This window comes from Pseudomonas sp. RIT623 (assembly GCF_004519305.1).
GTDB lineage: Bacteria > Pseudomonadota > Gammaproteobacteria > Pseudomonadales > Pseudomonadaceae > Aquipseudomonas.
Window position 1 is genome coordinate 62,042 of the sequence record NZ_SOZA01000002.1, and the last position, 24,627, is coordinate 86,668.

25 protein-coding genes are annotated in these 24,627 nt (G+C 65.0%); 16 read left to right on the plus strand and 9 right to left on the minus strand.

Annotated features, from left to right (window positions below; genetic code table 11):
- Positions 1–130 precede the first annotated feature (130 nt).
- The gene (locus E3U47_RS02165) at positions 131–1,273 is read right to left on the minus strand and encodes a patatin-like phospholipase family protein (protein ID WP_134689294.1); all 1,143 of its coding nucleotides are present in this window, start codon (positions 1,271–1,273) and stop codon (positions 131–133) included.
- A gap of 68 nt (positions 1,274–1,341) precedes the next feature.
- A complete protein-coding gene (locus E3U47_RS02170) occupies positions 1,342–2,277 on the minus strand; it encodes a lipid A biosynthesis lauroyl acyltransferase (RefSeq protein WP_134689296.1) in 936 nt (311 codons plus the stop codon).
- 100 nt (positions 2,278–2,377) lie between these two features.
- On the opposite strand from E3U47_RS02170, the gene minC reads away from it, so the two are divergent.
- The 7 genes from minC to E3U47_RS02200 all read left to right on the plus strand — a co-directional run bounded on the left by minC (position 2,378) and on the right by E3U47_RS02200 (position 9,117).
- Positions 2,378–3,139 carry a septum site-determining protein MinC gene (gene minC, locus E3U47_RS02175; RefSeq protein ID WP_134689297.1) on the plus strand — a complete coding sequence of 254 codons (762 nt, stop codon included), beginning with the start codon at positions 2,378–2,380 and terminating at the stop codon, positions 3,137–3,139.
- 96 nt (positions 3,140–3,235) lie between these two features.
- Entirely contained in the window at positions 3,236–4,048 is an 813-nt protein-coding gene (minD, locus tag E3U47_RS02180) for a septum site-determining protein MinD (protein WP_110736460.1), read from the plus strand.
- 3 nt (positions 4,049–4,051) lie between these two features.
- Positions 4,052–4,306: a cell division topological specificity factor MinE gene (gene minE / locus E3U47_RS02185; protein WP_134689299.1), complete on the plus strand. Its 255-nt coding sequence runs from the start codon at positions 4,052–4,054 to the stop codon at positions 4,304–4,306.
- Positions 4,307–4,462: 156 nt separating this feature from the next.
- Positions 4,463–5,098, plus strand: coding sequence for an RluA family pseudouridine synthase (locus E3U47_RS02190; RefSeq protein ID WP_134689301.1), 636 nt, complete (start codon positions 4,463–4,465; stop codon positions 5,096–5,098).
- Positions 5,099–5,224: 126 nt separating this feature from the next.
- Positions 5,225–6,514: a M18 family aminopeptidase gene (locus tag E3U47_RS02195; RefSeq protein ID WP_134689303.1), complete on the plus strand. Its 1,290-nt coding sequence runs from the start codon at positions 5,225–5,227 to the stop codon at positions 6,512–6,514.
- A 249-nt stretch (positions 6,515–6,763) separates the two neighbouring features.
- The gene (locus E3U47_RS24855) at positions 6,764–6,934 is read left to right on the plus strand and encodes a hypothetical protein (RefSeq protein WP_167388396.1); all 171 of its coding nucleotides are present in this window, start codon (positions 6,764–6,766) and stop codon (positions 6,932–6,934) included.
- Positions 6,935–6,978: 44 nt separating this feature from the next.
- Positions 6,979–9,117, plus strand: coding sequence for a mechanosensitive ion channel family protein (locus E3U47_RS02200; protein WP_134689304.1), 2,139 nt, complete (start codon positions 6,979–6,981; stop codon positions 9,115–9,117).
- Between the two features lie 35 nt (positions 9,118–9,152).
- Here the strand turns inward: E3U47_RS02200 and E3U47_RS02205 are convergent, their stop codons facing one another.
- Positions 9,153–9,866 (minus strand): UTRA domain-containing protein, encoded by a 714-nt coding sequence (locus E3U47_RS02205; protein WP_134689306.1) that lies wholly within the window; start codon positions 9,864–9,866, stop codon positions 9,153–9,155.
- Positions 9,867–10,194: 328 nt separating this feature from the next.
- Here E3U47_RS02205 and E3U47_RS02210 point away from each other — a divergent pair, with 328 nt between their 5' ends.
- From E3U47_RS02210 to E3U47_RS02235, 6 genes are all read left to right on the plus strand, one after another.
- Positions 10,195–11,253: an ABC transporter substrate-binding protein gene (locus E3U47_RS02210; protein ID WP_134689308.1), complete on the plus strand. Its 1,059-nt coding sequence runs from the start codon at positions 10,195–10,197 to the stop codon at positions 11,251–11,253.
- A gap of 129 nt (positions 11,254–11,382) precedes the next feature.
- Complete coding sequence (locus E3U47_RS02215) at positions 11,383–12,189, plus strand: alkaline phosphatase family protein (RefSeq protein ID WP_134689310.1); 807 nt, start codon at positions 11,383–11,385, stop codon at positions 12,187–12,189.
- Positions 12,186–13,025 (plus strand): ABC transporter permease subunit, encoded by an 840-nt coding sequence (locus E3U47_RS02220; protein ID WP_023631600.1) that lies wholly within the window; start codon positions 12,186–12,188, stop codon positions 13,023–13,025. Before E3U47_RS02215 ends, E3U47_RS02220 begins: the two co-directional genes overlap by 4 nt.
- Positions 13,015–13,809 carry an ABC transporter permease gene (locus tag E3U47_RS02225; RefSeq protein ID WP_134689311.1) on the plus strand — a complete coding sequence of 265 codons (795 nt, stop codon included), beginning with the start codon at positions 13,015–13,017 and terminating at the stop codon, positions 13,807–13,809. Before E3U47_RS02220 ends, E3U47_RS02225 begins: the two co-directional genes overlap by 11 nt.
- Position 13,810: 1 nt before the next feature.
- Positions 13,811–14,800, plus strand: a complete 990-nt coding sequence (locus E3U47_RS02230; RefSeq protein WP_134689313.1) for an ABC transporter ATP-binding protein — start codon at positions 13,811–13,813, stop codon at positions 14,798–14,800.
- A gap of 13 nt (positions 14,801–14,813) precedes the next feature.
- Complete coding sequence (locus tag E3U47_RS02235; RefSeq protein WP_134689314.1) at positions 14,814–15,467, plus strand: HAD family phosphatase; 654 nt, start codon at positions 14,814–14,816, stop codon at positions 15,465–15,467.
- A gap of 68 nt (positions 15,468–15,535) precedes the next feature.
- Here the strand turns inward: E3U47_RS02235 and E3U47_RS02240 are convergent, their stop codons facing one another.
- A complete protein-coding gene (locus E3U47_RS02240) occupies positions 15,536–16,498 on the minus strand; it encodes an NAD(P)H-quinone oxidoreductase (protein ID WP_134689316.1) in 963 nt (320 codons plus the stop codon).
- A 143-nt stretch (positions 16,499–16,641) separates the two neighbouring features.
- On the opposite strand from E3U47_RS02240, the gene E3U47_RS02245 reads away from it, so the two are divergent.
- A complete protein-coding gene (locus tag E3U47_RS02245; RefSeq protein WP_167659422.1) occupies positions 16,642–18,723 on the plus strand; it encodes a carboxy terminal-processing peptidase in 2,082 nt (693 codons plus the stop codon).
- 107 nt (positions 18,724–18,830) lie between these two features.
- Positions 18,831–20,576, plus strand: a complete 1,746-nt coding sequence (locus tag E3U47_RS02250) for a bifunctional diguanylate cyclase/phosphodiesterase (protein WP_134689320.1) — start codon at positions 18,831–18,833, stop codon at positions 20,574–20,576.
- A gap of 82 nt (positions 20,577–20,658) precedes the next feature.
- Here E3U47_RS02250 and E3U47_RS02255 read toward each other — a convergent pair whose 3' ends face one another.
- The 5 genes from E3U47_RS02255 to pcaQ all read right to left on the minus strand — a co-directional run bounded on the left by E3U47_RS02255 (position 20,659) and on the right by pcaQ (position 24,055).
- Positions 20,659–21,027: a hypothetical protein gene (locus E3U47_RS02255; RefSeq protein WP_134689322.1), complete on the minus strand. Its 369-nt coding sequence runs from the start codon at positions 21,025–21,027 to the stop codon at positions 20,659–20,661.
- Entirely contained in the window at positions 21,024–21,365 is a 342-nt protein-coding gene (locus tag E3U47_RS02260) for a helix-turn-helix transcriptional regulator (RefSeq protein WP_134689324.1), read from the minus strand. The genes E3U47_RS02255 and E3U47_RS02260 overlap by 4 nt, the downstream gene beginning before the upstream one ends.
- A gap of 90 nt (positions 21,366–21,455) precedes the next feature.
- On the minus strand, positions 21,456–21,896 hold the full coding sequence (locus E3U47_RS02265; RefSeq protein WP_134689326.1) for a YkvA family protein: 441 nt from the start codon (positions 21,894–21,896) through the stop codon (positions 21,456–21,458).
- Between the two features lie 281 nt (positions 21,897–22,177).
- The gene (locus E3U47_RS02270) at positions 22,178–22,906 is read right to left on the minus strand and encodes an FKBP-type peptidyl-prolyl cis-trans isomerase (RefSeq protein ID WP_134689328.1); all 729 of its coding nucleotides are present in this window, start codon (positions 22,904–22,906) and stop codon (positions 22,178–22,180) included.
- Positions 22,907–23,122: 216 nt separating this feature from the next.
- On the minus strand, positions 23,123–24,055 hold the full coding sequence (gene pcaQ / locus E3U47_RS02275; protein WP_134689329.1) for a pca operon transcription factor PcaQ: 933 nt from the start codon (positions 24,053–24,055) through the stop codon (positions 23,123–23,125).
- 136 nt (positions 24,056–24,191) lie between these two features.
- Between pcaQ and E3U47_RS02280 the strand changes: the two genes are divergently transcribed.
- On the plus strand, positions 24,192–24,617 hold the full coding sequence (locus E3U47_RS02280) for a DcrB-related protein (protein ID WP_134689331.1): 426 nt from the start codon (positions 24,192–24,194) through the stop codon (positions 24,615–24,617).
- Positions 24,618–24,627: the final 10 nt, after the last annotated feature.

Here is a 24,627-nt window from a genome sequence, read left to right on the forward strand (position 1 = left end):
GGCCTTGTGCCGCGAAAGGGCTGCAGAGCAGCCCCGGGATGTCTGCCCACCTCAAGATTGCCGGGGCCGCAAAGCGGCCCTTTCGCGGCACAAGGCCGCTCCTACAGAGGCAGGTGTGCGACCTGGATCATCAGATCCCCAGGAACTGACACAGCTCGCGCTTCTTGGCCAAAGCATCCTTGCGTCCCAACTCGATCAACTCGCTGCAATAGCTGGCCTCGAACAACAGGTAGCTGAGCACCCCCGCCCCGCTGGTTTTGGTGGCCCCCGGCCCGCGCAGGAACAGCCTGAGCGCCGCGGGCAATTCACGCCTGTGACGGGCGGCGATCTCATCCAGCGGCTGGCTGGGCGCCACCACCAGCACCTCGATCGGCGCCAGGCCCAGGCGGCGGGCGTCCAGGTGCGCGGGCAACAGGTGGCTGAGGTGGTTGAGCCGCTGCAACAACTCGATATCGTCCTCGAGGCTGTCGATGAAGGTGCTGTTGAGCATGTGCCCGCCGATCTGCGCCAGGCTCGGCTGCTGGCCACTGAACAGCCGTTGGCTTGGCAAGGGTGGCGCTGGCCGCTGTGGGTTGCCACTGACGCCCACCACCAGCACGCGGCTGGCGCCCAGGTGCAGCGCCGGGCTGATCGGCGCCGATTGGCGTACTGCGCCATCGCCGTAGAACTCCTCGCCCAGGCGCACCGGGGCGAACAGCAGCGGGATCGCCGAACTGGCCAGCAGGTGGTCGATGGTCAAGGGCGTGGGCATGCCGATGCGCCGATGGCGCAGCCAGGGTTCGATGGTGTCGCGGCCCTGGTAGAAGGTCACCGCCTGGCCGGACTCGTAGCCAAAAGCGGTGACGGCAATGGCACGCAGCTGGTTGCTGGCCAGGGAATGGGCGATGCCGTCCAGGTCCAGGTGCTCGCGCAACAGGCCACGTAACGGGCTGCTGTCGAGCAATGCCACCGGTGCCTGGCCGCCTATGCCCAGCAGGCTGTGGCCAACGAAGCGGCTGGCCTGGCGGATCACCCCGGGCCAGTCGCTGCGCAGCACCAGGTGGCTGCGAAAATTCTGCCAGAAGGCCGTCAGGTGCTGCACCGACTCGCCGAAACGCGTGGCGCCACTGGCCAGCTTGACGGCATTGATGGCGCCAGCGGAGGTGCCGACGATCACCGGGAACGGATTGGCGGCGCCGGCGGGCAGTAGTTCGGCGATGCCGGCCAGCACGCCGACCTGGTAGGCGGCGCGGGCACCGCCGCCGGAGAGGATAAGGCCGGTGGTTGAGGTCATGCATCCTTCCTGGAGTCAGTAGTTGCCAGTACCGGCCCTAGCGCGGGGCAAGCCCGCTCCCACGCAGCCTAGCGCTGTTTCTTGTCGTACAACCGCGGTTCGCCCTCAGGCCGCGACTTGAAGCGTCGGTGCGCCCACAAATACTGCTCCGGGCATTCGCGCAATACGCCTTCGACCCACTGGTTGATACGCAGGCAGTCGGCCTCTTCGGTTTCGCCAGGGAAGTCCGCCAGCGGCGGGTGCACCACCAGACGATAGCCGCTGCCGTCCTCCAGGCGCTTCTGGGTGAACGGAATCACCCGCGCCTTACCCAAACGGGCGAACTTGCTGGTGGCGGTGACGGTTGCGGCAGGAATACCGAACAGCGGTACGAAGATACTTTGCTTCATGCCATAGTCCTGGTCCGGCGCATACCAGATCGCCCGGCCCTTGCGCAGCAGCTTGAGCATGCCGCGCACGTCGTCGCGCTCCACCGCCAGCGAGTCGAGGTTGTGCCGCTCGCGGCCCCGACGCTGGATGAAATCGAACACCGGGTTGCCATGCTCGCGGTACATGCCGTCGATGGTGTGAACCTGGCCCAGCAGCGCGGCGCCGATCTCCAGGGTGGTGAAGTGCACGGCCATCAGGATCGCGCCCTCGCCGTCGCGCTGGGCGGCCTGCAGGTGCTCGAGGCCTTCGATATGCGCCAGGCGCGCCAGGCGGGCCTTGGGCCACCACCAGCTCATCGCCATCTCGAAAAAGGCGATGCCGGTAGAGGCGAAGTTTTCCTTGAGCAGGCGCTGCCGTTCGTCGCCGGACAGCGCCGGGAAGCACAGCTCAAGATTGCGCGCGGCGATGCGTCGGCGCTCGCCGGCCACCCGGTACATCACCGCGCCCAGGCCGCGCCCCAGCCCGAGCAGGGCGCGGTAGGGCAGCTGCGCGACCAGCCACAGCAGGCCCAGGCCCAGCCACAGGGCCCAGAATCGGGGGTGAAGGAAAAGGGGGCGAAAACGCGGGCGTTCCATTGAAGCTTCCGGCAAGACAAGGGCTGGGCATTCTACATCGGTTGCGGGCAATCGGTCTTATCGCTATAAGTCAGGGCACTTTTCTCGCAACAAGCCGTCTATGCAGACCATGAGCCTCAACCAGACACCCGACAACGCCCCCGTGTTCCAGCTCAAGGGCAGCATGCTTGCCATCACCGTGCTGGAACTGGCGCGCAACGACCTAGAATCCCTCGACCGCCAGCTGGCGGCGAAGGTGGCGCAGGCGCCGAACTTCTTCAGCAACACCCCGCTGGTGCTGGCCCTGGACAAACTGCCCGCCGACGAGGGCGCCATCGACCTGCCCGGGCTGATGCGCGTGTGCCGTCACCATGGCCTGCGCACCCTGGCGATCCGCGCCAGCCGCATCGAGGACATCGCCGCGGCGATCGCCATCGACCTGCCGGTGCTGCCGCCGTCCGGTGCCCGCGAGCGCCCGGTCGAGCCTGAGCCCGAGGTGAAGGCGCCCGAGCCTGCCCCCGCGCCACCACCGGCGCCGGCCGAGCCCGAAGTGCGCCCGACGCGGATCATCACCTCGACCGTGCGCGGCGGCCAGCAGATCTACGCCCAGGGCGGCGACCTGGTGGTCACCGGTTCCGTCAGCCCCGGCGCGGAACTTCTCGCCGATGGCAACATCCATGTGTACGGCGCCATGCGTGGTCGTGCCCTGGCAGGTATCAAGGGTAATACCAAGGCACGCATCTTCTGCCTGCAGATGACCGCGGAAATGGTCTCGATCGCCGGCCAGTACAAAGTCTGCGAAGACTTGCGTCGCGACCCGCTGTGGGGCTTGGGCGTACAGGTCAGCCTGTCCGGCGACGTGTTGAACATCACCCGTCTTTAACGGATACTTGCCGGCATTTTTAGCGCAACTTTTTCCTGTTGCCGTTTTTATGTATTTGCAGGGACGCCTGTCCCGTTTATTTAGGGGTGAAACACCTTGGCCAAGATTCTCGTGGTTACTTCCGGCAAGGGGGGTGTGGGCAAGACCACCACCAGCGCCGCTATCGGTACCGGCCTCGCACTGCGCGGGCACAAGACTGTCATCGTCGACTTCGACGTCGGCCTGCGTAACCTCGACCTGATCATGGGCTGCGAACGCCGCGTGGTGTACGACTTCGTCAACGTGGTCAATGGCGAAGCCAACCTGCAACAGGCCCTGATCAAGGACAAGCGCCTCGAGAACCTGTTCGTGCTGGCCGCCAGCCAGACCCGCGACAAGGACGCACTGACCAAGGAAGGCGTCGAGAAGGTGCTGATGGAGCTCAAGGAGCAGTTCGACTTCGTCGTCTGCGACTCGCCCGCCGGTATCGAGAAAGGCGCCCACCTGGCGATGTACTTCGCCGACGAAGCCATTGTCGTGACCAACCCCGAGGTGTCCTCGGTGCGTGACTCCGACCGCATGATCGGCCTGCTGTCGAGCAAGTCGCGTCGTGCCGAGCAAGGCGAAGACCCGATCAAGGAACACCTGCTGATCACCCGCTACCACCCCGAGCGCGTCGAGAAAGGTGAAATGCTTGGCGTCGAAGACGTCAAGGAAATCCTTTCGGTCGAACTGCTGGGCGTGATCCCCGAATCGCAAGCCGTGCTCAAGGCTTCCAACCAGGGCATCCCGGTCATCCTTGACGACCAGAGCGATGCCGGCCAGGCCTATAGCGATACCGTCGACCGCCTGCTGGGCAAGCCAAAGCCGCTGCGGTTCATCGAAGTGCCGAAGCAAGGATTCTTCGCGCGCCTGTTTGGAGGCAAGTAAACCATGAACCTTTTTGACTTCTTTCGTGGCAGACAGAAACAAAGCAGCGCGTCGGTAGCGAAAGAGCGTCTACAGATCATCGTGGCGCACGAGCGTGGCCAGCGCAGCACCCCGGACTACCTGCCTGCCCTGCAGAAAGAGCTGGTCGAGGTGATCCGCAAATACGTCAACATCGGCAACGACGACGTGCAGATCGAACTGGAAAACCAGGGCAGCTGCTCGATCCTGGAGCTGAACATCACCTTGCCCGAGCGCTGATCCAGCAGCTTCGAGCCGATCCTGGGGCTGCTTCGCAGCCCTTTCGCGACACAAGGCCGCTCCTACAGGGTTACGCAACCTCTGTAGGAGCGGCCTTGTGTCGCGAAAGGGCCGCAAGGCGGCCCCAGTGGTTTCCATACGCATAGAGAACCTGCAATGCCGCTGTCGAACATCCAGATCCTTCACGAAGACGCCGCCATCCTGGTGATCAACAAACCGACCCTGCTGCTGTCGGTGCCGGGCCGCGCCGAGGACAACAAGGACTGCCTGATCACTCGCCTGCAGGAAAACGGCTACCCCGACGCCCTGATCGTCCACCGCCTGGACTGGGAAACCTCAGGGATCATCCTGCTCGCCCGCGACGCCGACAGCCACCGCGAACTGTCGCGCCAATTCCACGACCGTGAAACCGAAAAGGCCTACACCGCACTGTGCTGGGGCCAGCCGGCCCTGGACAGCGGCAGCATCGACCTGCCGCTGCGCTACGACCCGCCGACCAAGCCACGTCACGTGGTGGACCACGAACAAGGCAAGCACGCCCTGACCTTCTGGCGCATCGTCGAGCGCCGTGCCGATCATTGCCGGGTCGAGCTGACGCCCATCACCGGGCGCTCGCACCAGCTGCGCGTGCACATGTTGTCGATCGGCCATCCGCTGCTGGGCGACCGGCTGTACGCCAACCCTGAAGCGCTGGCGGCCCATGAGCGGCTGTGCCTGCATGCGTCGATGCTGAGCTTTACCCATCCAGTTTCTGGCGAACGCCTGAAATTCGAGTGCCCGGCACCGTTTTGAAGTTGTTCGCCGGCAAGCCGGCTCCTACAGAGTGCCCGTTGTAGGAGCCGGCTTGCCGGCGAACAGGCCGACACAATTTGTCGAGCAATTACGCTAAACTCGCGCCACTGCTGTCTGGAGTGACTTATGCGCGATGCCCTGAACGCCGGCCTGATCGAATTCCTCAAGGCCTCCCCGACGCCCTTCCACGCCACCGCCAGCCTCGTGCAGCGCCTCGAGGCTGCTGGTTACCAGCGCCTGGACGAGCGCGACAGCTGGGCCACGGTGCCTGGTGGTCGCTACTACGTGACCCGCAACGACTCCTCGATCATCGCCATCAAGCTCGGCAAGCTGTCGCCGCTGCTGGCCGGCATCCGCATGGTCGGCGCCCACACCGACAGCCCGTGCCTGCGGGTCAAGCCGCAGCCTGAACTGCAGCGCCAGGGCTTCTTGCAACTGGGCGTCGAAGTGTATGGCGGCGCCCTGCTGGCGCCATGGTTCGACCGCGACCTGTCGCTGGCCGGTCGGGTGACCTTCCGCCGTGACGGCAAGGTCGAGAGCCAACTGATCGACTTCAAGCTACCAATCGCGGTGATCCCCAACCTGGCGATCCACCTCAACCGCACCGCCAACGAAGGCTGGCCGATCAACCCGCAGAATGAGTTGCCGCCGATACTGGCGCAGGTGGCGGGTGACGAGCGTATCGATTTCCGCGCCCTGCTCACCGAGCAACTGGCCCGCGAGCACGACCTCAACGCCGATGTGGTGCTCGACTACGAGCTGAGCTTCTACGACACCCAGGACGCCGCCCTGATCGGCCTGAACGGTGACTTCATCGCCGGCGCGCGCCTGGACAACCTGCTGTCGTGCTATGCCGGCCTGCAGGCGTTGCTCGGCGCCGACAGCGACGAAACCTGCGTGCTGGTGTGCAACGACCACGAGGAAGTCGGCTCCTGCTCGGCCTGTGGCGCCGACGGCCCGATGCTCGAGCAGACCTTGCAACGCCTGCTGCCGGACAACGACGACTACGTGCGCACGGTCCAGCGCTCGCTGATGGTCTCGGCCGACAACGCCCACGGCGTGCACCCCAACTATGCCGACAAGCACGACGGCAACCATGGGCCCAAGCTCAACGCCGGGCCGGTGATCAAGGTCAACAACAACCAGCGCTACGCCACCAACAGCGAAACCGCCGGTTTCTTCCGCCACCTGTGCATGGCCGAGGAAGTACCGGTGCAAAGCTTCGTGGTGCGCAGCGACATGGGCTGCGGCTCGACCATCGGCCCGATCACCGCCAGCCATCTGGGGGTGCGCACCGTCGACATTGGCCTGCCGACCTTCGCCATGCACTCGATCCGCGAACTGTGCGGCAGCCAGGACCTGGCTCACCTGGTGAAGGTGCTCATGGCGTTCTACCGCAGCCGCGATTTGCCTTGAAATGCCGTTCGCCGGCAAGCCGGCTCCTGCGCAACGCCTGTAGGAGCCAGCTTGCTGGCGAACCAGGCGACGCGGTGAATGGCACCGGCTATGCCGGTGTTCGCCGGCGAGCCGGCTCCTACGCCGTCTGCGACCTGCCCACCCGCAGGCCGACTGGCCGGTGCCCCCTCACCTGTCCCCGGTCAACCCGCTTCGCCGGTAAGCCGCTATGCTTGAAGCATGGCCCCAAAAAACAGAAGGATTCTGTCCATGTCATCGCCGTTCCTGTCCTTGTTCGTGCCGGTGTTCCTGTTCCTGATGCTGCTGACCATCGGTTTCAGCCTGCGCGAGCGCAACGTCGGGGTGCTGATGATGTGGATCGGCACCCTCGGCATCTTTGGCCTCACCTGTTGGAAGATCCTCGAGAAACTGCCGTCGTAAACCTCTACACTCGGGCAATCGTTTGACCTGAGGTAGATTTCCCGGTGCCAGCCTTCCTGCGTTGCATCACGTTGCTGTTCCTGTTGTTCGTCACCCCGGTGCACGCCGCCGGCCTGCCGGGTCTGCTCGGTTCGAGCGCCCCCGCCCAGCCCGAGGCCAGCGAGCCCTTGGGCAAGTCACTGGACGAGGTGATCAAGAACCTGGAAAACGACCAGCAACGGGCCAAGCTGCTGGCTGACCTGAAGAAGCTGCGCGACGCCACCAAGCAATCGCAACCCAGTGTCGAACAGGGCGTGCTCGGCTTGATCGGCGGCGCCCTGCACGACTTCGAAAAGCAGTTCAGCGGCGATGCCAGCCCGTTCAACCGCTGGTCGCAGGAGATCGACCAGGCCCAGGAGGAACTGGCCGCTCTAGTGGTGCCGGTGCACCAATGGCCGGCGATCCTGTTCGGCTTCGCCGGGGTGATCGCGGTCTGGGCCCTGCTGGCCTACGCCTTCAACTGGATCGGCCACCGCGTGCGCCTGCGCTTTGGCCTCACCGAGGAACTGCCCCAGCATCCGCGCACCTGGGACCTGGTGCGCTTCGCCCTGCGCAAGCTCGGGCCCTGGCTGGTGGCGCTGGTGTTCACCGTCTACCTGAGCATCGTGCTGCCCGCCTCGCTGGGCAAGTCGATGGCCATGGTGCTGGCCTACGCGCTGGTGGTCGGCACCCTGTTCTCGGCGATCTGCGTGATAGCCTTCTCGCTGCTCGACGGCCCGCACCGCCACCGCGCCCTGTACATCCTGCGCCACCAGGCGTTTCGCCCGCTGTGGCTGATCGGCAGCTTCGCCGCGTTCGGTGAGGCGATGAGCGATCCGCGCCTGACCACGGCCCTGGGCAGCCACCTGGCCCACGCCCTGGCGACCCTGGCCAATGTCGTCGCCGCGCTGTGCACCGGCTTGTTCATCCTGCGCTTCCGTAGGCCGATCGCCCACCTGATCCGCAACCAGCCGCTGTCCCGGCGCCTGACCCGGCGCACCCTGAGCGACACCATCGAGATCCTCGGCAGCTTCTGGTACATCCCGGCGCTGATCCTGGTGGCGATCTCGCTGTTCGCCACCTTCGTCTCCGCCGGCGACACCAGCACCGCCCTGCGCCAATCGCTGATGTGCACTGTGCTGGTGGTGGTGTGCATGGTGCTCAACGGCCTGGTGCGCCGCCACGCCGCCAACCCCAAGCGTGCCAACAAGCGCCAGGCGGTGTACGCCGAGCGCCTGCGCAACTTCGCCTACCTGCTGGTGCACCTGTTCATCTGGCTGCTGTTCATCGAACTCGGCCTGCGCGTGTGGGGCCAGTCGATGATCGGCTTCGCCGAAGGTGATGGCCATGAGGTGAGCCTGCGCCTGCTGGGCCTGGCCGGCACGCTGATCGTCGCCTGGCTGGTGTGGATCCTTGCCGATACCGCCGTGCACCACGCCCTGGTGCGCTCGCGCCGGGGCATGGCCAACGCCCGCGCGCAAACCATGATGCCGCTGATCCGCAACGTGATGTTCGTGGTGATCTTCATCATCGCGGTGATCGTCGCCCTGGCCAACATGGGCATGAACGTCACCCCGCTGCTGGCCGGTGCCGGTGTCATCGGCCTGGCCATCGGCTTCGGCGCGCAGTCGCTGGTGGCCGACCTGATCACCGGGCTGTTCATCATCATCGAGGACTCGCTGGCCATCGACGACTACGTCGATGTCGGCGGCCACCTGGGCACGGTCGAGGGCCTGACCATCCGCACCGTGCGCCTGCGCGACATCGACGGCATCGTGCACACCATCCCGTTCAGCGAGATCAAGAGCATCAAGAACTACTCCCGCGAGTTCGGCTACGCGATCTTCCGCGTGGCGATCCCGCACAGCATGAATATCGATCAGGCCATCACGCTGATCCGCGAGGTCGGCCAGAAGCTGCGCAACGACCCGCTGATGCGTCGCAATATCTGGTCGCCGCTGGAGTTGCAGGGGGTGGAGAGTTTCGAGTCGGGCTCGGCGATCCTGCGCGCGCGGTTCAAGACCGCGCCAATCAAGCAGTGGGAAGTGTCGCGGGCGTTCAACCTGGCGTTGAAACGCCAGCTCGATGAAGCCGGCCTGGACCTGGCGACGCCGCGGTTGTCGGTGCAGGTGGTGACGGCCGGTGGCGGCGCGGCGGCCGATTAACCTGCAGTGTCGGAGCGGCGCAGGCTTGAGATTGTCTACCCCGCCTCGGCGCGAATGCGGATCGCATCGTGCCGCCAATACTCCAGGTCGCAGTCGATCAGATGCCCATGCTGGTCGCTGTTGACCCGGGTGATATGCAGCCCCGGGCTGCCCGTCGACACCCTCAGCGCCGCCGCCGCCTCGACCGGCAAGGCCGTCGGCAAGATCTCGAAGCGCACCTGCCCGTAATGAATGGCGTACTCCCGCGCATAGATCTCGGTCAGCGACTGGGCCAGGTCCAGGGCGAGGATCCCGGGGAAATAGCACGGGTTGAGGTAGTGCTCGGCGTACAACACCGCCCGCCCGTCGATGCGCCGTAGCCGGCAGATTCGCACCACGCTGGACAGCGCTGGCAGGCGCAAGCGCGCACAGATCGCCGCCGGCGCCGGTTGCAGGCGCGCTGACAACAGCTCGGTACTGGGTAGCCGCCCCTGGTCACGGACCATGGCATGGAAGTGGCTGCGCTCGATCAGGTCGTAGGTCAGGCGCTGCGGGGCGACGAACCAACCACGCCGTTCCTCGCGGTAGATCAGCCCCTTGGCCTCCAGTTGCACCAGCGCCTCGCGCAGGGTGATGCGCGTGGTGTCGAATACCTCGCTGAGCCGCCGTTCGGCCGGCAGCTTGCCGCCTGGGGTCAGCAGGCCGTGTTCGATCTGCTCCTGCAAGGCATGGCAGATGGCTGTTACCGCGCGCGGTGGCGTCGCTTGCATCGAAAGGTTACCTATCTGGACTAGTCCAGCCCTGAAACCGGGCAGGTGGGGCGTAATGCAAGCCTAGGCACGGCTGATGAACATCCTGTGACAAAGACCCTCGACAGCACTTTCCAGATCCGCGCCAGCCCACGGAAATCAGGGTTTTCGATCTGGTCTACGCTGTATTTCCAGGGCCAGCGGCCTGCCCTTCACGCCTACTCCTTACATCAAACTGTCACGCAACAGGCCTACCTTGGCTCGAGGCTTGCTGACCTAGACCACAGGTCGCAAGCACAGGATTCCTTCATAACAACGATTGCACGGCACCCCACCCAAGGAGCTTCGGATGAAAAAGTTGTTCATGGCCTCACTGCTCGGTTCAGCCATCGCTTTTTGCACCTCGGCCATGGCCCAGGACCTCAAGGCCCTCGAAGACGCCGCCCGCAAGGAAGGCACGGTAAACAGCGTGGGCATGCCCGATGCCTGGGCCAACTGGAAAGGCACCTGGGAAGACCTGGCGAAAAAATACGGCCTCAAGCACAGCGACACCGACATGAGCTCGGCCCAGGAAATCGCCAAGTTCGATGCCGAAAAGGATAACGCCAGCGCCGATATCGGCGACGTCGGCGCGGCCTTCGGCCCGATCGCCGCCAGCAAGGGGGTCACCCAGCCGTACAAGCCGAGCACCTGGGACCAGGTCCCGGCGTGGGCCAAGGACCAGGACGGTCACTGGGCGCTGGCCTATACCGGCACCATCGCCTTCATCATCAACAAGGACCTGGTCAAGGAAGGCGAACGCCCGACCACCTGGCACGACCTGGAAAAGGGCAAGTACAAGGTCGCCATCGGTGACGTCGGCACCGCCGCCCAGGCCGCCAACGGCGTGCTCGCCGCCGCCATCGCCTACAAGGGCGACGAGCGCAACATCGAGCCAGGCTTGCAGCTGTTCACCAAGCTGGCCCAGCAGAAGCGCCTGTCGCTGGCCAACCCGACCATCCAGACCCTGGAGAAGGGCGAGGTGGAAGTCGGCGTGGTGTGGGACTTCAATGGCCTGAGCTACCGCGACCAGATCGACCCGAAGCGCTTTGAAGTGCTGATCCCCTCGGATGGCTCGGTTACCTCCGGCTACACCACCATCATCAACAAGTACGCCAAACACCCCAACGCCGCCAAGCTGGCCCGCGAATACATCTTCAGCGACGCCGGGCAAACCAACCTGGCCATCGGCCACGCCCGGCCGATCCGCGCCGAGCATCTGAAGCTGCCGGCGGATGTACAGGCCAAGCTGCTGCCCAACGAGCAGTACAAGGCGGCGCAGCCGATCAAGGATGCCGCTGCCTGGGAAGCGACCTCCAAGGCCCTGCCGCAGAAGTGGCAGGAGCAGGTGATCATCGAGATGGAGTAAGGGGGCCGGGTTCTCTGGCAACCTGGACTGGCCTCATCGCCGGCAAGCCGGCTCCTACAAGGAATGCGTCCCTCTGTAGGAGCCGGCTTGCCGGCGATGCAGGCAACGCGGTATCTGACTGGAGCGAACATGCAACACAACGTCATCCTGGTCCTGCTCGACGGCCTCAACCACCAGGTCGCGCACCACGCCATGGGCCACCTGCACGCCTATGTCGAGGCCGACCGCGCCGCGCTGTATCGCCTGGAGTGCGAACTGCCGTCGCTGTCGCGGCCTCTGTACGAGTGCATCCTCACCGGCGTGCCGCCCATCGACAGCGGCATCGTGCACAACAACGTCAACCGCCTGTCCAACCAGCGCAGCGTGTTCCACTACGCCCGCGAGGCCGGCCTGGGCACCGCCGCCGCGGCCTACCACTGGATCAGCGAGCTGTACAACCGCTCGCCGTTCGACCCGCTGCGCGACCGCCACACCCACGCACCGAAGCTGCCGATCCAGCACGGCCTGTTCTACTACGCCGACCACTACCCCGATTCGCACCTGCTGGCCGACGCCGAATACCTGCGCCGCCGCCATGCGCCGAACTTCCTGCTGGTGCACCCGATGAACATCGACGACGCCGGCCACCGCCATGGCCTGGACAGCAGCCAGTATCGCAATGCCGCGCGCAGTGCCGACATCCTGCTGGCCGACTACCTGCCGCGCTGGCTCGAGGAGGGCTACCAGGTGCTGGTCACCGCCGACCACGGCATGAACAACGACCGCTCGCACAACGGCCTGCTCGCCGAGGAACGTGAAGTGCCGCTGTTCGTGTTCGGTGAAGCCTTCAGCCTCGACCCTGCGGCCAAGCCGCTGCAGACCGAGCTGTGCGGCACGATCTGCGAACTGCTCGGCGCCGCCCACGACAAACCGGTCTGCCGGGAGTTGCTCAAGTGAATGCAAGCCATCGCGGTCGCTACCTGGCCCTGCTCTGCCTGCTGCCGTTCGCCGTGTTCTTCATCATTTTCCAGATCGCGCCGCTGGCCTGGGTTGCGATAAACAGCCTGCAAAGCGAGAGTGGCTGGGGTCTGGCCAACTTCAGCAAGATCTTCGCCTCGAAGTTCTACCTGCAGGCGTTGCAACGCAGCCTGGAGATCAGCTTCTGGTCGAGCCTGTTCGGCATCGTCATCGCCACCCTCGGCGCCTATTCGCTGCGCCAGGTCGATTCGAAGCTGCGCGATTTCGTCAGTGCCTTCGCCAACATGACCAGCAACTTCTCCGGGGTACCGCTGGCGTTCGCCTTCATCATCCTGCTCGGTTTCAACGGCGCGCTGACCCTGCTGCTCAAGCAAATGGGGCTGCTCGGCGACTTCAGTATCTACTCCAAGACCGGCCTGATCCTGGTCTACACCTACTTCCAGATCCCCTTGGGCGTATTGCTGCTCTACCCCGCCTTCGACGCCCTGCGCGAAGACTGGCGTGAGTCCGCCGCGCTGCTGGGCGCCAGCCATTGGCAGTTCTGGCGGCACATCGGCCTGCCCGTGCTTACCCCGGCGCTGCTCGGCACCTTCGTCATCCTGCTGGCCAACGCCCTGGGCGCCTATGCCACCGTCTACGCCCTGACCACCGGTAACTTCAACGTGCTACCGATCCGCATCGCGGGCCTTGTGGCCGGTGACATCAGCCTCGACCCGAACCTGGCCAGCGCCCTGGCCATGGTGCTGGTGGGCCTGATGACCGTGGTCACGGTGGCCCATCAATGGCTGCTCAAGAGGAGCTACCATGCGCGCTGAAAACAAACCCGGCGGGCTCTACCACCGCGCGGTGGTCTACCTGCTGTTCCTCATCCTGCTGCTGCCACTGGCCGGCACCCTGCTCTATTCGCTGGCCACCAGCTGGTCGGCGACCCTGCTGCCCAGCGGCCTGACCTTCAAGTGGTATGTGGCGCTGTGGAGCGAACCGCGCTTTCTCGCCGCCTTCGGCCAGTCGCTGCTGGTGTGCGTGGGCGCGCTGGTGCTGTCGGTGGTGCTGATCCTGCCGCTGTTGTTCGTGGTGCACTACCACTTCCCGAAACTCGACGCGCTGATGAACGTGCTGATCCTGCTGCCGTTCGCGGTACCGCCGGTGGTATCGGCGGTGGGCCTGCTGCAACTGTACGGCAGCGGGCCGCTGGCCATGGTCGGCACGCCGTGGATCCTGATCGGCTGCTACTTCACCATCGCCCTGCCATTCATGTACCGGGCGATCACCAACAACCTGCAGGCCATCAACCTGCGCGACCTGATGGACGCCGCCCAACTGCTCGGCGCCAGCCCCCTGCAGGCAGCGTTGCTGGTAGTGCTGCCGAACCTGCGCAAGGGCCTGATGGTAGCGCTGCTGCTGTCGTTCTCGTTCCTGTTCGGCGAGTTCGTGTTCGCCAACCTGCTGGTGGGCACCCGCTACGAGACCCTGCAGGTATACCTGAACAACATGCGCAACAGCAGCGGCCACTTCAACAGCGCCCTGGTGATCTCCTACTTCGCCTTCGTGCTGGCACTCACCTGGGTTGCCAACCGCTTGAACAAGGACAAGACCTGACATGAGCTTCGTCAGCGTGCAGCAACTGCAAAAAAGCTACGCCGGCAGCCCGGTGTTCGAGAACATCGACTGCCAGATCCAGCGCGGCGAGTTCGTCACCCTGCTCGGCCCCTCGGGCTGTGGCAAGTCCACCCTGCTGCGCTGCATCGCCGGGCTGACCCCGGTGGACAGCGGGAGGATCCTGCTCGACGGCCAGGACCTGGTACCTGTGAGCCCGCAAAAGCGCGGCATCGGCATGGTATTCCAGAGCTACGCGTTGTTCCCCAACATGACCGTGGAGCAGAACGTCGCCTTTGGCCTGCGCATGCAGAAGGTCAAGGCCGAGGAAAGCCAGGCCCGGGTGCGCGAGGTACTCGACCTGGTCGAGCTGGGCAGCTTCGCCGGGCGCTACCCGCACCAGCTGTCCGGCGGCCAGTGCCAGCGCGTGGCCCTGGCCCGTTCGCTGGTCACCCGCCCACGCCTGCTGCTGCTCGACGAGCCGCTGTCGGCGCTGGATGCACGCATTCGCAAGCACCTGCGCGAGCAGATCCGCGCGATCCAGCGCGAGCTGGGGCTGACCACCATCTTCGTCACCCACGATCAGGAAGAGGCGCTGACCATGTCCGACCGCATCGTCCTGATGAACCAGGGGCGCATCGTCCAGAGCGGCGACGCCGAAACCCTCTACACCGCGCCCGTGGACCTGTTCGCCGCCGGTTTCATCGGCAACTACAACCTGCTCGACGCCGACAGCGCCAGCCGCCTGCTGCAACGCCCGGTGACCGCGCGCCTGGCGATCCGCCCGGAGTCCATCAGCCTGGGCCTGAACGGCGATCTGGACGGCGAGATCCGCAGCCACAGCCTGCTCGGCAACGTCATCCGTTACCGTGTCTGGGTGCGCGACGTCGAATTGGTGGTGGATGTGCTCAACCGCTGCGCCAGCGATCTGCACGCGGACGGTAAACGGGTATCCTTGTCGATCGACCCCACGGCGCTACGGGAAGTGGCCTAAGGAGATTCAACCCATGGCATTGGCAATTTTCGATCTGGACGAAACCCTCATCCACGGCGACTGCGCGTCGTTGTGGAGCGAGCAGATGGCCCGACTGGGCTGGGTCGACGGCAAGAGCTTCCTCAAGCGCGATCATGAGTTGATGGAAGCCTACGGCAAGGGCCACCTGCGAATGGAGGACTACATGGCCTTCAGCCTGGAGCCCATCGCCGGGCGCACGCTGGAAGAGGTCGAACACCTGGTCGAGCCTTGGGTGGAGGATGTGATCGAGCCGATCATCCATGGCGATGCCTGCCGCTGCATCGCCGAACACCGCCAGCGCGGTGACCGGGTCCTGATCATCTCGGCGAGCGGCGTCCATCTGGTCGGGCCGATCGCGGCGCGGCTGGGGGTGGATGAATACCTGGCCATCGAGCTGGAGGCGGTGAACGGCGTGTACACCGGCAAGACCCATGGCGTGCTGACTTACCATGAGGGCAAGATCACCCGCTTGCTGGAATGGCTGGACCAGGAGCAGGAGAACCTGGAGGGGGCAAGTTTCTATTCCGATTCACGCAACGACTTGCCGTTGTTGCTGAAGGTGGATCATCCGCGTGTGGTGAATCCGGATCCGGTATTGCGCGAGCATGCCCAGATCAATGGCTGGCCGATTTTAAGTTGGTCGTGATGCCGCTGTTCGCCGGCAAGCCGGCTCCTACACCGAACCTGTAGGAGCCGGCTTGCCGGCGAACAGGCCTAGCTCAGGCTCGAATCGATCACCATCACCAACTTGCCCGACACCTGGTTGCTCTCAAGCTCGGCATACGCCGCCTGGGCGAATTCAACCGGGTAGCTATCGACCAACTGCGGCGACAACCGCCCTTCGCTGAACAACGGCCACACCTGCTGTTGCAGCTCGCGCAGCAACTCAGCCTTGAAGCCATCGTCACGGTTGCGCAGGGTCGACCCGGTGATTTGCAGGCGCTTGCCCAGCACCAGCGCCAGGTCCAGCTCGAACTTGCGACCGCTCATCAAGCCAATGATCACCCAGCGCCCATCGCGGGCCAGCGCCTTGAGGTTCAACGGCCCGTAACCGGCGCCCACCGGGTCGAGGATCACATCGAACGGCCCAAGCTGCTCCAGCTCGTCGAGGTTGGCGTTGCGCACCACGCCACCCGCCGCGCCCAAGCCCTGGCAGTAGGCCAGGCGCTCCGGCGAACCGACGCTGACCCACACCGGGCTGGCGAAGGCCTTGCATAGCTGGATGGCCGCCGAACCCACGCCACTGGCGCCAGCATGCACCAGCACCTTCTCGCCAGGCTTCAGGCCACCGAGCTGGAAGATGTTCAACCAGGCCGTGGCATATACCTCAGGCAGCGCAGCCGCCTCGTGCAGGCTCAGGCCTTCGGGCACCGGCAGCACGTGACGGGCATCGACTACCACCTCCTCGGCCATGGCCCCGCTGGCCAGCAGCGCGCACACCCGGTCGCCCACGCGCCAGTCGGCGCCGGCGCCCACTTCCTCGATTACCCCGGCGCATTCCAGGCCCATGTAGGGGCTGGCACCTGGCGGTGGAGGGTACAGCCCCTTCATTTGCAACAGGTCGGCGCGGTTCAGCCCCGCCGCGGCCACGCGGATGCGTACCTGCCCGGCATCACAGGCCGGGCGTTCGGCCTCGACCCAGGCCACATGTCCGTCAACGCCTTGCAATGCCTTCACAGTGCCTCCATAGTTGAATCATATGACTGAGCCTGGGCGAGCATGTCCCAGGCTTTTTGCAGTATGCGTCCGGCTCCCCTGGAGCCGGCGAACGGAAAAGACGGCCTACTATGCGTGATCAATTGCCTCCACGTCGAATGAGCATGAAGCATTTCCTCCCCAGCACCGCCCTGGCCCTGATGATCGGCCTGGGCAGCCTCACGCTCGGTGGCAATGCGGCCGCCGCCAACAAATGGGACAGCCTGCAGCCAGACCGCGACGAAGTGGTGGCCAGCCTCAATATCGTCGAGCTGCTCAAGCGTCACCACTACAGCAAGCCGCCACTGGACGACGCCCGTTCGGCCATCATCTACGACAGCTACATCAAGCTGCTCGACCCGTCGCGCAGTTATTTCACCGCCGCCGACATCGCCGAGTTCGACAAGTGGAAGACCCAGTTCGACGATTTCCTCAAAAGCGGTAACCTCGACCCTGGCTTCACCATCTACAAGCGCTACCTGGACCGCGTGAAGCAGCGCCTGGACTACGCCCTCGGCGAGTTGAACAAGGGCGTCGACAAGATCGACTTCACGGTGAAGGAAGACCTGCTGGTCGAGCGCAAGGATGCGCCGTGGATGAAGGACCAGGCCGCCCTCGACGAACTGTGGCGCAAGCGCGTCAAGGATGAGGTGCTGCGCCAGAAGATCTCCGGCAAGGACCTCAAGCAGATCCAGGACACCCTGACCAAGCGCTACAAGAACCAGCTGGCGCGCCTGAACCAGACCCGTGCCGAGGACATCTTCCAAGCCTACATCAACACCTTCGCCCAGTCCTACGACCCGCACACCAACTACCTGTCGCCGGACAACGCGGAAAACTTCGACATCAACATGAGCCTGTCGCTCGAAGGCATCGGTGCGGTGCTGCAAAGCGACAACGACCAGGTCAAGATCGTGCGTCTGGTGCCGGCCGGCCCTGCCGCCAAGACCAAGCAGGTCGCCCCCGCCGACAAGATCATCGGCGTGGCCCAGGGCAACAAGGAAATGGTCGACGTGGTCGGCTGGCGCCTGGACGAAGTGGTCAAGCTGATTCGCGGCCCGAAAGGCTCGGTGGTGCGCCTTGAAGTGATCCCGGCGAGCAACGCGCCGAACGACCAGACCAGCAAGATCGTCTCGATCACCCGCGAAGCGGTGAAACTCGAGGAGCAGGCGGCGAAGAAGTCGGTGCTCAAGCTCAAGCAGGATGGTCGCGACTACAAGCTGGGCATCATCGAGATTCCAGCCTTCTACCTCGACTTCAAGGCCTACCGCGCAGGCGACCCGGACTACAAGAGCACCACCCGCGATGTGAAGAAGCTGCTGACCGAGCTGCAGAAGGAAAAAGTCGACGGCGTGGTGATCGACCTGCGCAACAACGGCGGTGGCTCACTGCAGGAAGCCACCGAACTGACCAGTCTGTTCATCGAGAAAGGCCCGACCGTGCTGGTGCGCAACGCCGACGGCCGCGTCGACGTGCTCGAGGACGAGAACCCCGGTGCCTTCTACAAGGGCCCGCTGGCGCTGCTGGTCAACCGTCTCTCGGCCTCGGCCTCGGAGATCTTCGCCGGCGCCATGCAGGACTACCACCGCGCGCTGATCATCGGTGGCCAGACCTTCGGCAAGGGCACCGTGCAGACCATCCAGCCGCTCAACCATGGCGAGCTGAAACTGACCCTGGCCAAGTTCTACCGGGTTTCCGGGCAGAGCACCCAGCACCAGGGCGTGCTGCCGGACATCGCCTACCCATCGATCATCGACACCAAGGAAATCGGCGAAAGCGCGCTGCCCGAGGCCATGCCATGGGACACCATTCGCCCGGTGGTCAAGCCGGCCTCCGACCCGTTCAAGCCGTTCCTGGCTCAGCTCAAGGCGCAGCATGACGCGCGCAGCGACAAGGATGCCGAGTTCGTCTACATCCGCGACCGCCTGGCCCTGACCCAGAAGCTGATGAACGAGAAGACCGTCAGCCTCAACGAACAGGAGCGTCGTGCCCGCCACGACCAGATCGAGGCCAAGCAACTGGCCCTGGAGAATATCCGCCGCAAGGCCAAGGGCGAAGAGCCGCTCAAGGAACTGAAAAAGGAAGACGAGGACGCGCTGCCGGCCGAGCCGGACGACACCAAGCCGGAAGACGACGCCTACCTGTCGGAGACCGGTCGCATCCTGCTCGACTACCTCAGCCTGAGCACCTCGGTGGCCAAGCACTGAGTGATGGCGAAATAATGTGATCTGTCATCAAACAGTCATCGGACTGTCGTGAAATAGAAGGGCCGGGCGTGCAAGCGTCCGGCCTTTTTTCATTCAGGAAGCAGGCCATGACCATCAACGAACAGCTCAGCGCATTGAGCGCCATCCTGGCTCAACGTAGCGTCCACAGCTTGTTCCAGCCCATCGTCTGCCTTTCCGAACGCCGCGTGCTTGGCTATGAAGCCTTGAGCCGCGGCCCGTCCAACAGCCCCCTGCACTCGCCGCTCAACCTGTTCGCCATTGCCCGCCAGGCCGGGCGCCTGAGCGAGCTCGAGGTGCTGTGTCGGGAAACCGCCTGCCGGCGCTTCAGCGAACTGAACCTGGGCGGCAAACTGTTCCTCAACGTCTCGCCCGAGTCGCTGCTCGAACCCCACTACCCGTCCGGGCAAACCCTGAAAATGCTCGAGGCCGTCGGCCTGCCGCCGAGCCGGGTGGTCATAGAGCTGACCGAACAGACCCCCACCGAAGACTTCCAACTGCTGTTCAACGCCCTGCACCACTACCGCGACATGGGTTTTTCCATCGCCCTGGACGACCTGGGGGCCGGCTATTCGAGCCTGCGCCTGTGGTCGGAACTACGCCCCGACTATGTGAAGATCGACCGCCACTTCATCGACGGCATCCATCAAGATCCGCTCAAGCGCGAGTTCGTCGGTTCGATCCTGCAAATCGCCCGCGCCTCCCGGGCCCAGGTGATCGCCGAAGGGATCGAGCTGGGCGAGGAGCTGGCGGTGCTCGGCGAGATGGGCGTGGACCTGGCGCAGGGCTATCTGCTCGGCCGCCCGCAAGAATTCCCGCCCTGCGACCCGCTACCCTTGCTGCCGCAGGCAAGCGCCGGCGTCGTGGCCCTGGGCGAGGACAACGGCGACCTCGACGCGCTGCTTATCCAGCAGCCGGCGGTGCCGCTGGAAACACCTACTCAGCAGGTGCTCGAAGCCTTTCGCCGGCAGGCCAACCTCAATTCCCTGGCGGTGCTGGATGAGCGTGGCAAGCCGTATGGCATCGTTCACCGGCATTCCCTGGCCGATGCGCTGCTACAGCCGTTCGGCACCGACCTGTTCGCACGCAAGCCGATCAGCCGGCTGATGAGCCAGGACTTTCTTGCCGTGGAGCGCGGGCAGTCGCTGCAACAGGTCAGCCGCCTGCTCACCAGCCGCGCCCGCCAGCGGATCGAGGAAGACTTCATCATCACCCAGAGCGGTCGCTACCTGGGTCTGGGTCGTGTGATCGATGTGCTCAAGCTGATCACCGAACAGAAGATCCAGCAGGCCCGGCATGCCAACCCGTTGACCTTGCTGCCGGGCAACGTGCCAATCCAGCAATGCCTCGCGCGCCTGCTGCAACAACGGCGCGAGGCGGCGGTGTGCTATGTCGACATCGACAGTTTCAAACCCTTCAACGACATCTATGGCTACGCCCGCGGCGACGAGGTGCTGTTGAGCCTGGCGCAATGCCTGAACGACAGCGTCGACCCGCAGCGAGACTTCGTCGGGCATATCGGCGGGGACGATTTCATGCTGGTATTGGGCTCGGCGGACTGGCGCGAGCGCTTGCAGATGCTGGTGGAGGCGTTCACACGCCAGTGCCGGCGCTTTTACCGCGCCGAGCACCTGGAGGCCGGCTGCTTCATCGCCCACAACCGCCAGGGGCAGCGCGAGACGTTCGCCCTGCTGTCATTGTCGATCGGCGTGGTGTGGCTGACGCCGCGCAGCGGCGGCCAGCTGGATGCCGGGCAACTGGCCGAGCTGGCCTCCCAGGCCAAGCGCCAGGCCAAGGAAAGCAGCGGTTCGAGCCTGAGCCTGATCGAAGCCTGAACCCCAGCCATTGCTCCCGCCTCGGGCCCGTAGGAGCCAGCGTTGCTGGCGAACCAGGCGGCGCGGTGGGTGGCAGAGCCGCTCAGGCCTCTTCCGGATAACGGTACTCGAACACTCGCACCACCTCCGAGGCATGCCACGACGCCGCCTCCATGCCATCCACCGGCCCGGAGAAACGCCCCAGGCGCTCGACACACTCGAAAAAGCCCGTGCGTGGCAGGCGGCTGGCTCCCTGGCTGATCACCAGCGAACTGCGCAGCGGTTGCTCGGCGCGGGCATCGAGCAGCGCCAGGTATTCCAGGGCCGCGGTAAGGGTCTGCATGGCCGGGCTGGGCAGTTGCAGGCGCTCCAGCAGCGCCCGGTAGGTGAGCAGGTGGCGTTGCCGGCGGGCCAGGTCGAGCTCGGTCAGCAGGCTCTGCCATTGCTGACGGCTGATCCTGACCTGGCTCATGACGGCTCGCTCCAGCCCGCCACCCCCAGGTGCCAGGCCAGGCTGCGCAGGATCGCGGCATCGGGGCGGCGCTCGCCGGCCTCGATCAGCGCCAGGTAGGCCGGGCTGATCCCGACGCTGCGCGCCAGTTGCTCGGGCGCCAGGCCCTTGGCCTCACGCAACGACGCCAGCTGGTCCAGGGCGGACAAGCTGGCGTCTGCGGGTTCGGCGGCGACCTTGTGTGCGGCGGGCGCTGCGCCAGGTGCCTGGCCGGCGGCGGCCAGCAACGCCTGGTACTGCTCCCAGGGAACGACTGCGTACTCGGGCTGACCGTCCCGGCTGATGACCTGAATACCCATACAACCCCCTTGACGTTGGACTACGGCATGTAATCCATAGGCATAACCCTTATGCCAATTATATTACCAACCTCGGGGGCATGCCGTGAATCAGTTGCCGGGGCGCTCCAGGCGCAACGCTTCGGGGCTATTGGGCAGGCGCTCGACCACCCGCAGCCGCTCCGGCGCCTGGCTGGCGCGCCAGGCCTTGAAGCGGGCCAGCTCGTCGGCCACGGTCTTGAGCACCCAACCCAGCACGGCGATGTCGTCGAGCAGGCCGACCCCCAGCAACCAGTCGGGAATGGCGTCCAGCGGGCTGACGAAGTACAGCAAGCCAGCGACGATGGTCACCAGTGCCTTGGGGCTGACGGCACGGTACTCGCCGCGCCACCAGGCCAGGCACAGCGCCTGCATCAGGCCCAGGTCCTCACGCAACTGGCCGAGCTTGGGGCCTTTGCGGGCCACGGCGAACAACAGGGCCGGCAACCGCCCGCGGCTAAGCAGGCGCTCGGCCAGGGGCAGGAAGCGGGCGAAATTCCAGGGTGCGCTCATGAGACCTCCAGAGGAGCAGGCAGGTTATCCACATTTATTGTGGATAACCTTGTGAACAGGGCGGCGTTGGCGCCGCGTCGTGCCCGCCAGGCAAGGGCCGGGGACGGATCGGGCGTTTTTTACACAACCGTTGCAACGGCGCAAACGTTTTGCGACAGGCGCACCCGCGATTACGCCGTGGCATTGCTTGCGACAGTGAATGACGCCGGCGGTTCGCGTCAAGCAGCCGAAACGAAGACGCCCCGTCAAAACGGGGCGTCGTTGCAGCAGCAGACTGGCGCTTACTTGGCCGGGGCGGCTTCGGCGTCGGCCTTGGCCGGGTCCTTGATGCCCAGCAGCTCCAGGTCGAACACCAGCACCGAGTTGGCCGGGATCAGCGGGCTTGGGCTCTGGGCGCCGTAGGCCAGCTCGGCCGGGATGTACAGCTTGTATTTTTCGCCGACATGCATCAGTTGCAGGCCTTCGACCCAACCTGGGATCACGCCGCTGACCGGCAGGTCGATCGGGCTGCCGCGCTCGACGGAGCTGTCGAACACCTTGCCGTCGGTGAGCTTGCCTTCGTAGTGGACGGTGACCACATCGGTCGGCTTGGGCTGCGGGCCGTCGGCCTTCTTGACCACTTCATACTGCAGGCCCGAGGCGGTGGTGACCACGCCAGGCTTCTTGGCGTTTTCCTCGAGGAATTTCTTGCCGGCCGCGGAGGCTTCTTCGCTGGCCTTGGCCAGGCGCTCTTCGGCGCGCTTCTGCAGGGCGGTGAAGGCCTCGACCAGTTCCTCGTCCTTGATGCGCTGTTCTTTCTTGCCAACAGCGTCTTCGATGCCTTGGGCGACGGCTTTGGAATCCAGGTCGTCCATGCCTTCCTGGGCCAGGCTCTTGCCCATGTTCAGGCCGATACCGTAGGAGGCTTTCTGTGCCGGAGTCTTCAGCTCGACGCTGCTGGTCTGGGCGTCGCAGCCCGCCAGGACCAGGCCTACCAGGGCAACCGCAGCCGCCAAACGATGCTGTTTCATGCTATTTCCTTGTTCATGCGCCATGAGGGCAATCAGGGTAAAGCCGCGAGCTTAGCAGGCGGCCGCGACCAATGGCTACCGGCATAAGAGCGGGTTGTGGGCTGGAAGTTCCTGGGTTAAAGGTTGTTCATGATCGCGCTTGCAGCCAATGGCCAGTATTGATGGCTTCGCCAGGGTTTGCCCGGAGATGTTCAAGCCCATGGAGGCCGCCCAGCTTCAAGGGTATCCACCCTGCCGATACTCCCCCGCCACCTCGCGCAATACCTCGCACACCCACTGCGCCGCCAGGCCCTGGGGCACCGCAGCGTTGCGACAGATACCCACCGAGCCCCCCGGCTCGCACACCCCTAGGTCAAGTTCGGCCAGCTCGCCGCGCGCCAGGTCGATCAGCACCGCATCGCGCGGCGCCACCCACACCGCGTCGCTGCCCAGCACATAGCGCCGGCTCAGCGCCAACGACAGCGTCTCCAGGCGTTGTGCCGCCACGCCGATCGCGCCTTGCACGAACAGGCTGTCGGCATGCTGGCGAATGGTCGTCCCCGACGGCGGCAACACTTGCGCGTACTGCCCCAGCAGTCCCCGGTCGACTGGCTGGCGCGCCAGCAACGGGTGCCCGGGGCGCACCACCAGGGCCATCGACTCGCTGTACAGGTGTTCGAACGACAACCCCTGAATACGCGGGCTGTCAGTCATGCGCCCGACCACCAGCTCCAGCTCGCCCACATGCAACTGCCCAAGCAACTGCGCACTGACCCCGGTGACCACGCCGATCACCAAGGCTTCATGGCGCTGGTGCAGGCGGCACAGCACCTCGGGCATCAGCAGGCCTTCGACCGTGGACAACACACCGATACGCACCTGAGATGGCTGCAAGGCCTCGCCGCGCACACTGCCAACGCCTTCGCGCAGGGCGTGCACGCTGGGCCCGGCATAACGCAAGAAGCGCGCCCCCGCCGCGGTCAGCGATACGCCCTGGCGGCCGCGCTCGAACAGCCGGGTCTCGAGCAGGTCCTCGAGCTCCTTGAGCGTCTTGGAGATTGCCGGCTGGCTGATCGCGAGCACGTCGGCGGCCCTGGCCAGGCTGCCCTGCCGGGCAATCTCCAGGAAGCACAACAGATGACGGAACTTGATGCGGGTATCGAGGTTCATGCCTGGCAGTGTATCCGCGCGCCGGGCCTGCAAGCCATGGTGATTCGGTGACTTGCGTCACTCGGCGCCAGCCACGCGCTTGCAGGCTCGGTGCCGAAGCTTTAGCGTGTGCCGCTTCAACGCATGGAGCAGCGCTATGGCCGCCTACCTGACCCAGGACCTGATCCTGGACCTGGGCGATGAAACGCCCGAAGACACCAGCATGAACATGCTCGCTTTTCGCGAACGCGGCACCAGCCTGGTGATCGCGCGCAGCCCACTACCCGAGGGGCAGACCCTGGAAAGCCTCTACCAGCAGCAACTGGCGCAACTGCGCGAACGCCTTGCGGCGGTCATCAGCGAACCACAGCCGGTCAGCGCCGGTGTGGCCCGCGACATCCACGGCCTGGAAACCAGCCTGCAGTTCAAGCGTGCAGATGTGGTCTCCTACCAGCGCCAGTTGGCCTACGCTCCTGCCGGCCAAGCCCGTTTCGTCGCGGTGAGCTACAGCAAGCAAACACCACTGGAGCCCGCTGACCTTGCCCATTGGGAGACGATCAAGGCCGGTTTGCGACTGAACTGACCACCCTTTC

Coding starts and splice junctions, on each gene's coding strand:
- E3U47_RS02165 (WP_134689294.1), bottom strand. CDS start 1,273: ATGACCTCAACCACCGGCCTTATCCTCTCCGGCGGCGGTGCCCGCGCC.
- E3U47_RS02170 (WP_134689296.1), bottom strand. CDS start 2,277: ATGGAACGCCCGCGTTTTCGCCCCCTTTTCCTTCACCCCCGATTCTGG.
- minC (WP_134689297.1), top strand. CDS start 2,378: ATGCAGACCATGAGCCTCAACCAGACACCCGACAACGCCCCCGTGTTC.
- minE (WP_134689299.1), top strand. CDS start 4,052: ATGAACCTTTTTGACTTCTTTCGTGGCAGACAGAAACAAAGCAGCGCG.
- E3U47_RS02190 (WP_134689301.1), top strand. CDS start 4,463: ATGCCGCTGTCGAACATCCAGATCCTTCACGAAGACGCCGCCATCCTG.
- E3U47_RS02195 (WP_134689303.1), top strand. CDS start 5,225: ATGCGCGATGCCCTGAACGCCGGCCTGATCGAATTCCTCAAGGCCTCC.
- E3U47_RS24855 (WP_167388396.1), top strand. CDS start 6,764: ATGTCATCGCCGTTCCTGTCCTTGTTCGTGCCGGTGTTCCTGTTCCTG.
- E3U47_RS02205 (WP_134689306.1), bottom strand. CDS start 9,866: ATGCAAGCGACGCCACCGCGCGCGGTAACAGCCATCTGCCATGCCTTG.
- E3U47_RS02210 (WP_134689308.1), top strand. CDS start 10,195: ATGAAAAAGTTGTTCATGGCCTCACTGCTCGGTTCAGCCATCGCTTTT.
- E3U47_RS02215 (WP_134689310.1), top strand. CDS start 11,383: ATGCAACACAACGTCATCCTGGTCCTGCTCGACGGCCTCAACCACCAG.
- E3U47_RS02225 (WP_134689311.1), top strand. CDS start 13,015: ATGCGCGCTGAAAACAAACCCGGCGGGCTCTACCACCGCGCGGTGGTC.
- E3U47_RS02230 (WP_134689313.1), top strand. CDS start 13,811: ATGAGCTTCGTCAGCGTGCAGCAACTGCAAAAAAGCTACGCCGGCAGC.
- E3U47_RS02235 (WP_134689314.1), top strand. CDS start 14,814: ATGGCATTGGCAATTTTCGATCTGGACGAAACCCTCATCCACGGCGAC.
- E3U47_RS02245 (WP_167659422.1), top strand. CDS start 16,642: ATGAAGCATTTCCTCCCCAGCACCGCCCTGGCCCTGATGATCGGCCTG.
- E3U47_RS02250 (WP_134689320.1), top strand. CDS start 18,831: ATGACCATCAACGAACAGCTCAGCGCATTGAGCGCCATCCTGGCTCAA.
- E3U47_RS02255 (WP_134689322.1), bottom strand. CDS start 21,027: ATGAGCCAGGTCAGGATCAGCCGTCAGCAATGGCAGAGCCTGCTGACC.
- E3U47_RS02260 (WP_134689324.1), bottom strand. CDS start 21,365: ATGGGTATTCAGGTCATCAGCCGGGACGGTCAGCCCGAGTACGCAGTC.
- E3U47_RS02265 (WP_134689326.1), bottom strand. CDS start 21,896: ATGAGCGCACCCTGGAATTTCGCCCGCTTCCTGCCCCTGGCCGAGCGC.
- E3U47_RS02270 (WP_134689328.1), bottom strand. CDS start 22,906: ATGAAACAGCATCGTTTGGCGGCTGCGGTTGCCCTGGTAGGCCTGGTC.
- pcaQ (WP_134689329.1), bottom strand. CDS start 24,055: ATGAACCTCGATACCCGCATCAAGTTCCGTCATCTGTTGTGCTTCCTG.
- E3U47_RS02280 (WP_134689331.1), top strand. CDS start 24,192: ATGGCCGCCTACCTGACCCAGGACCTGATCCTGGACCTGGGCGATGAA.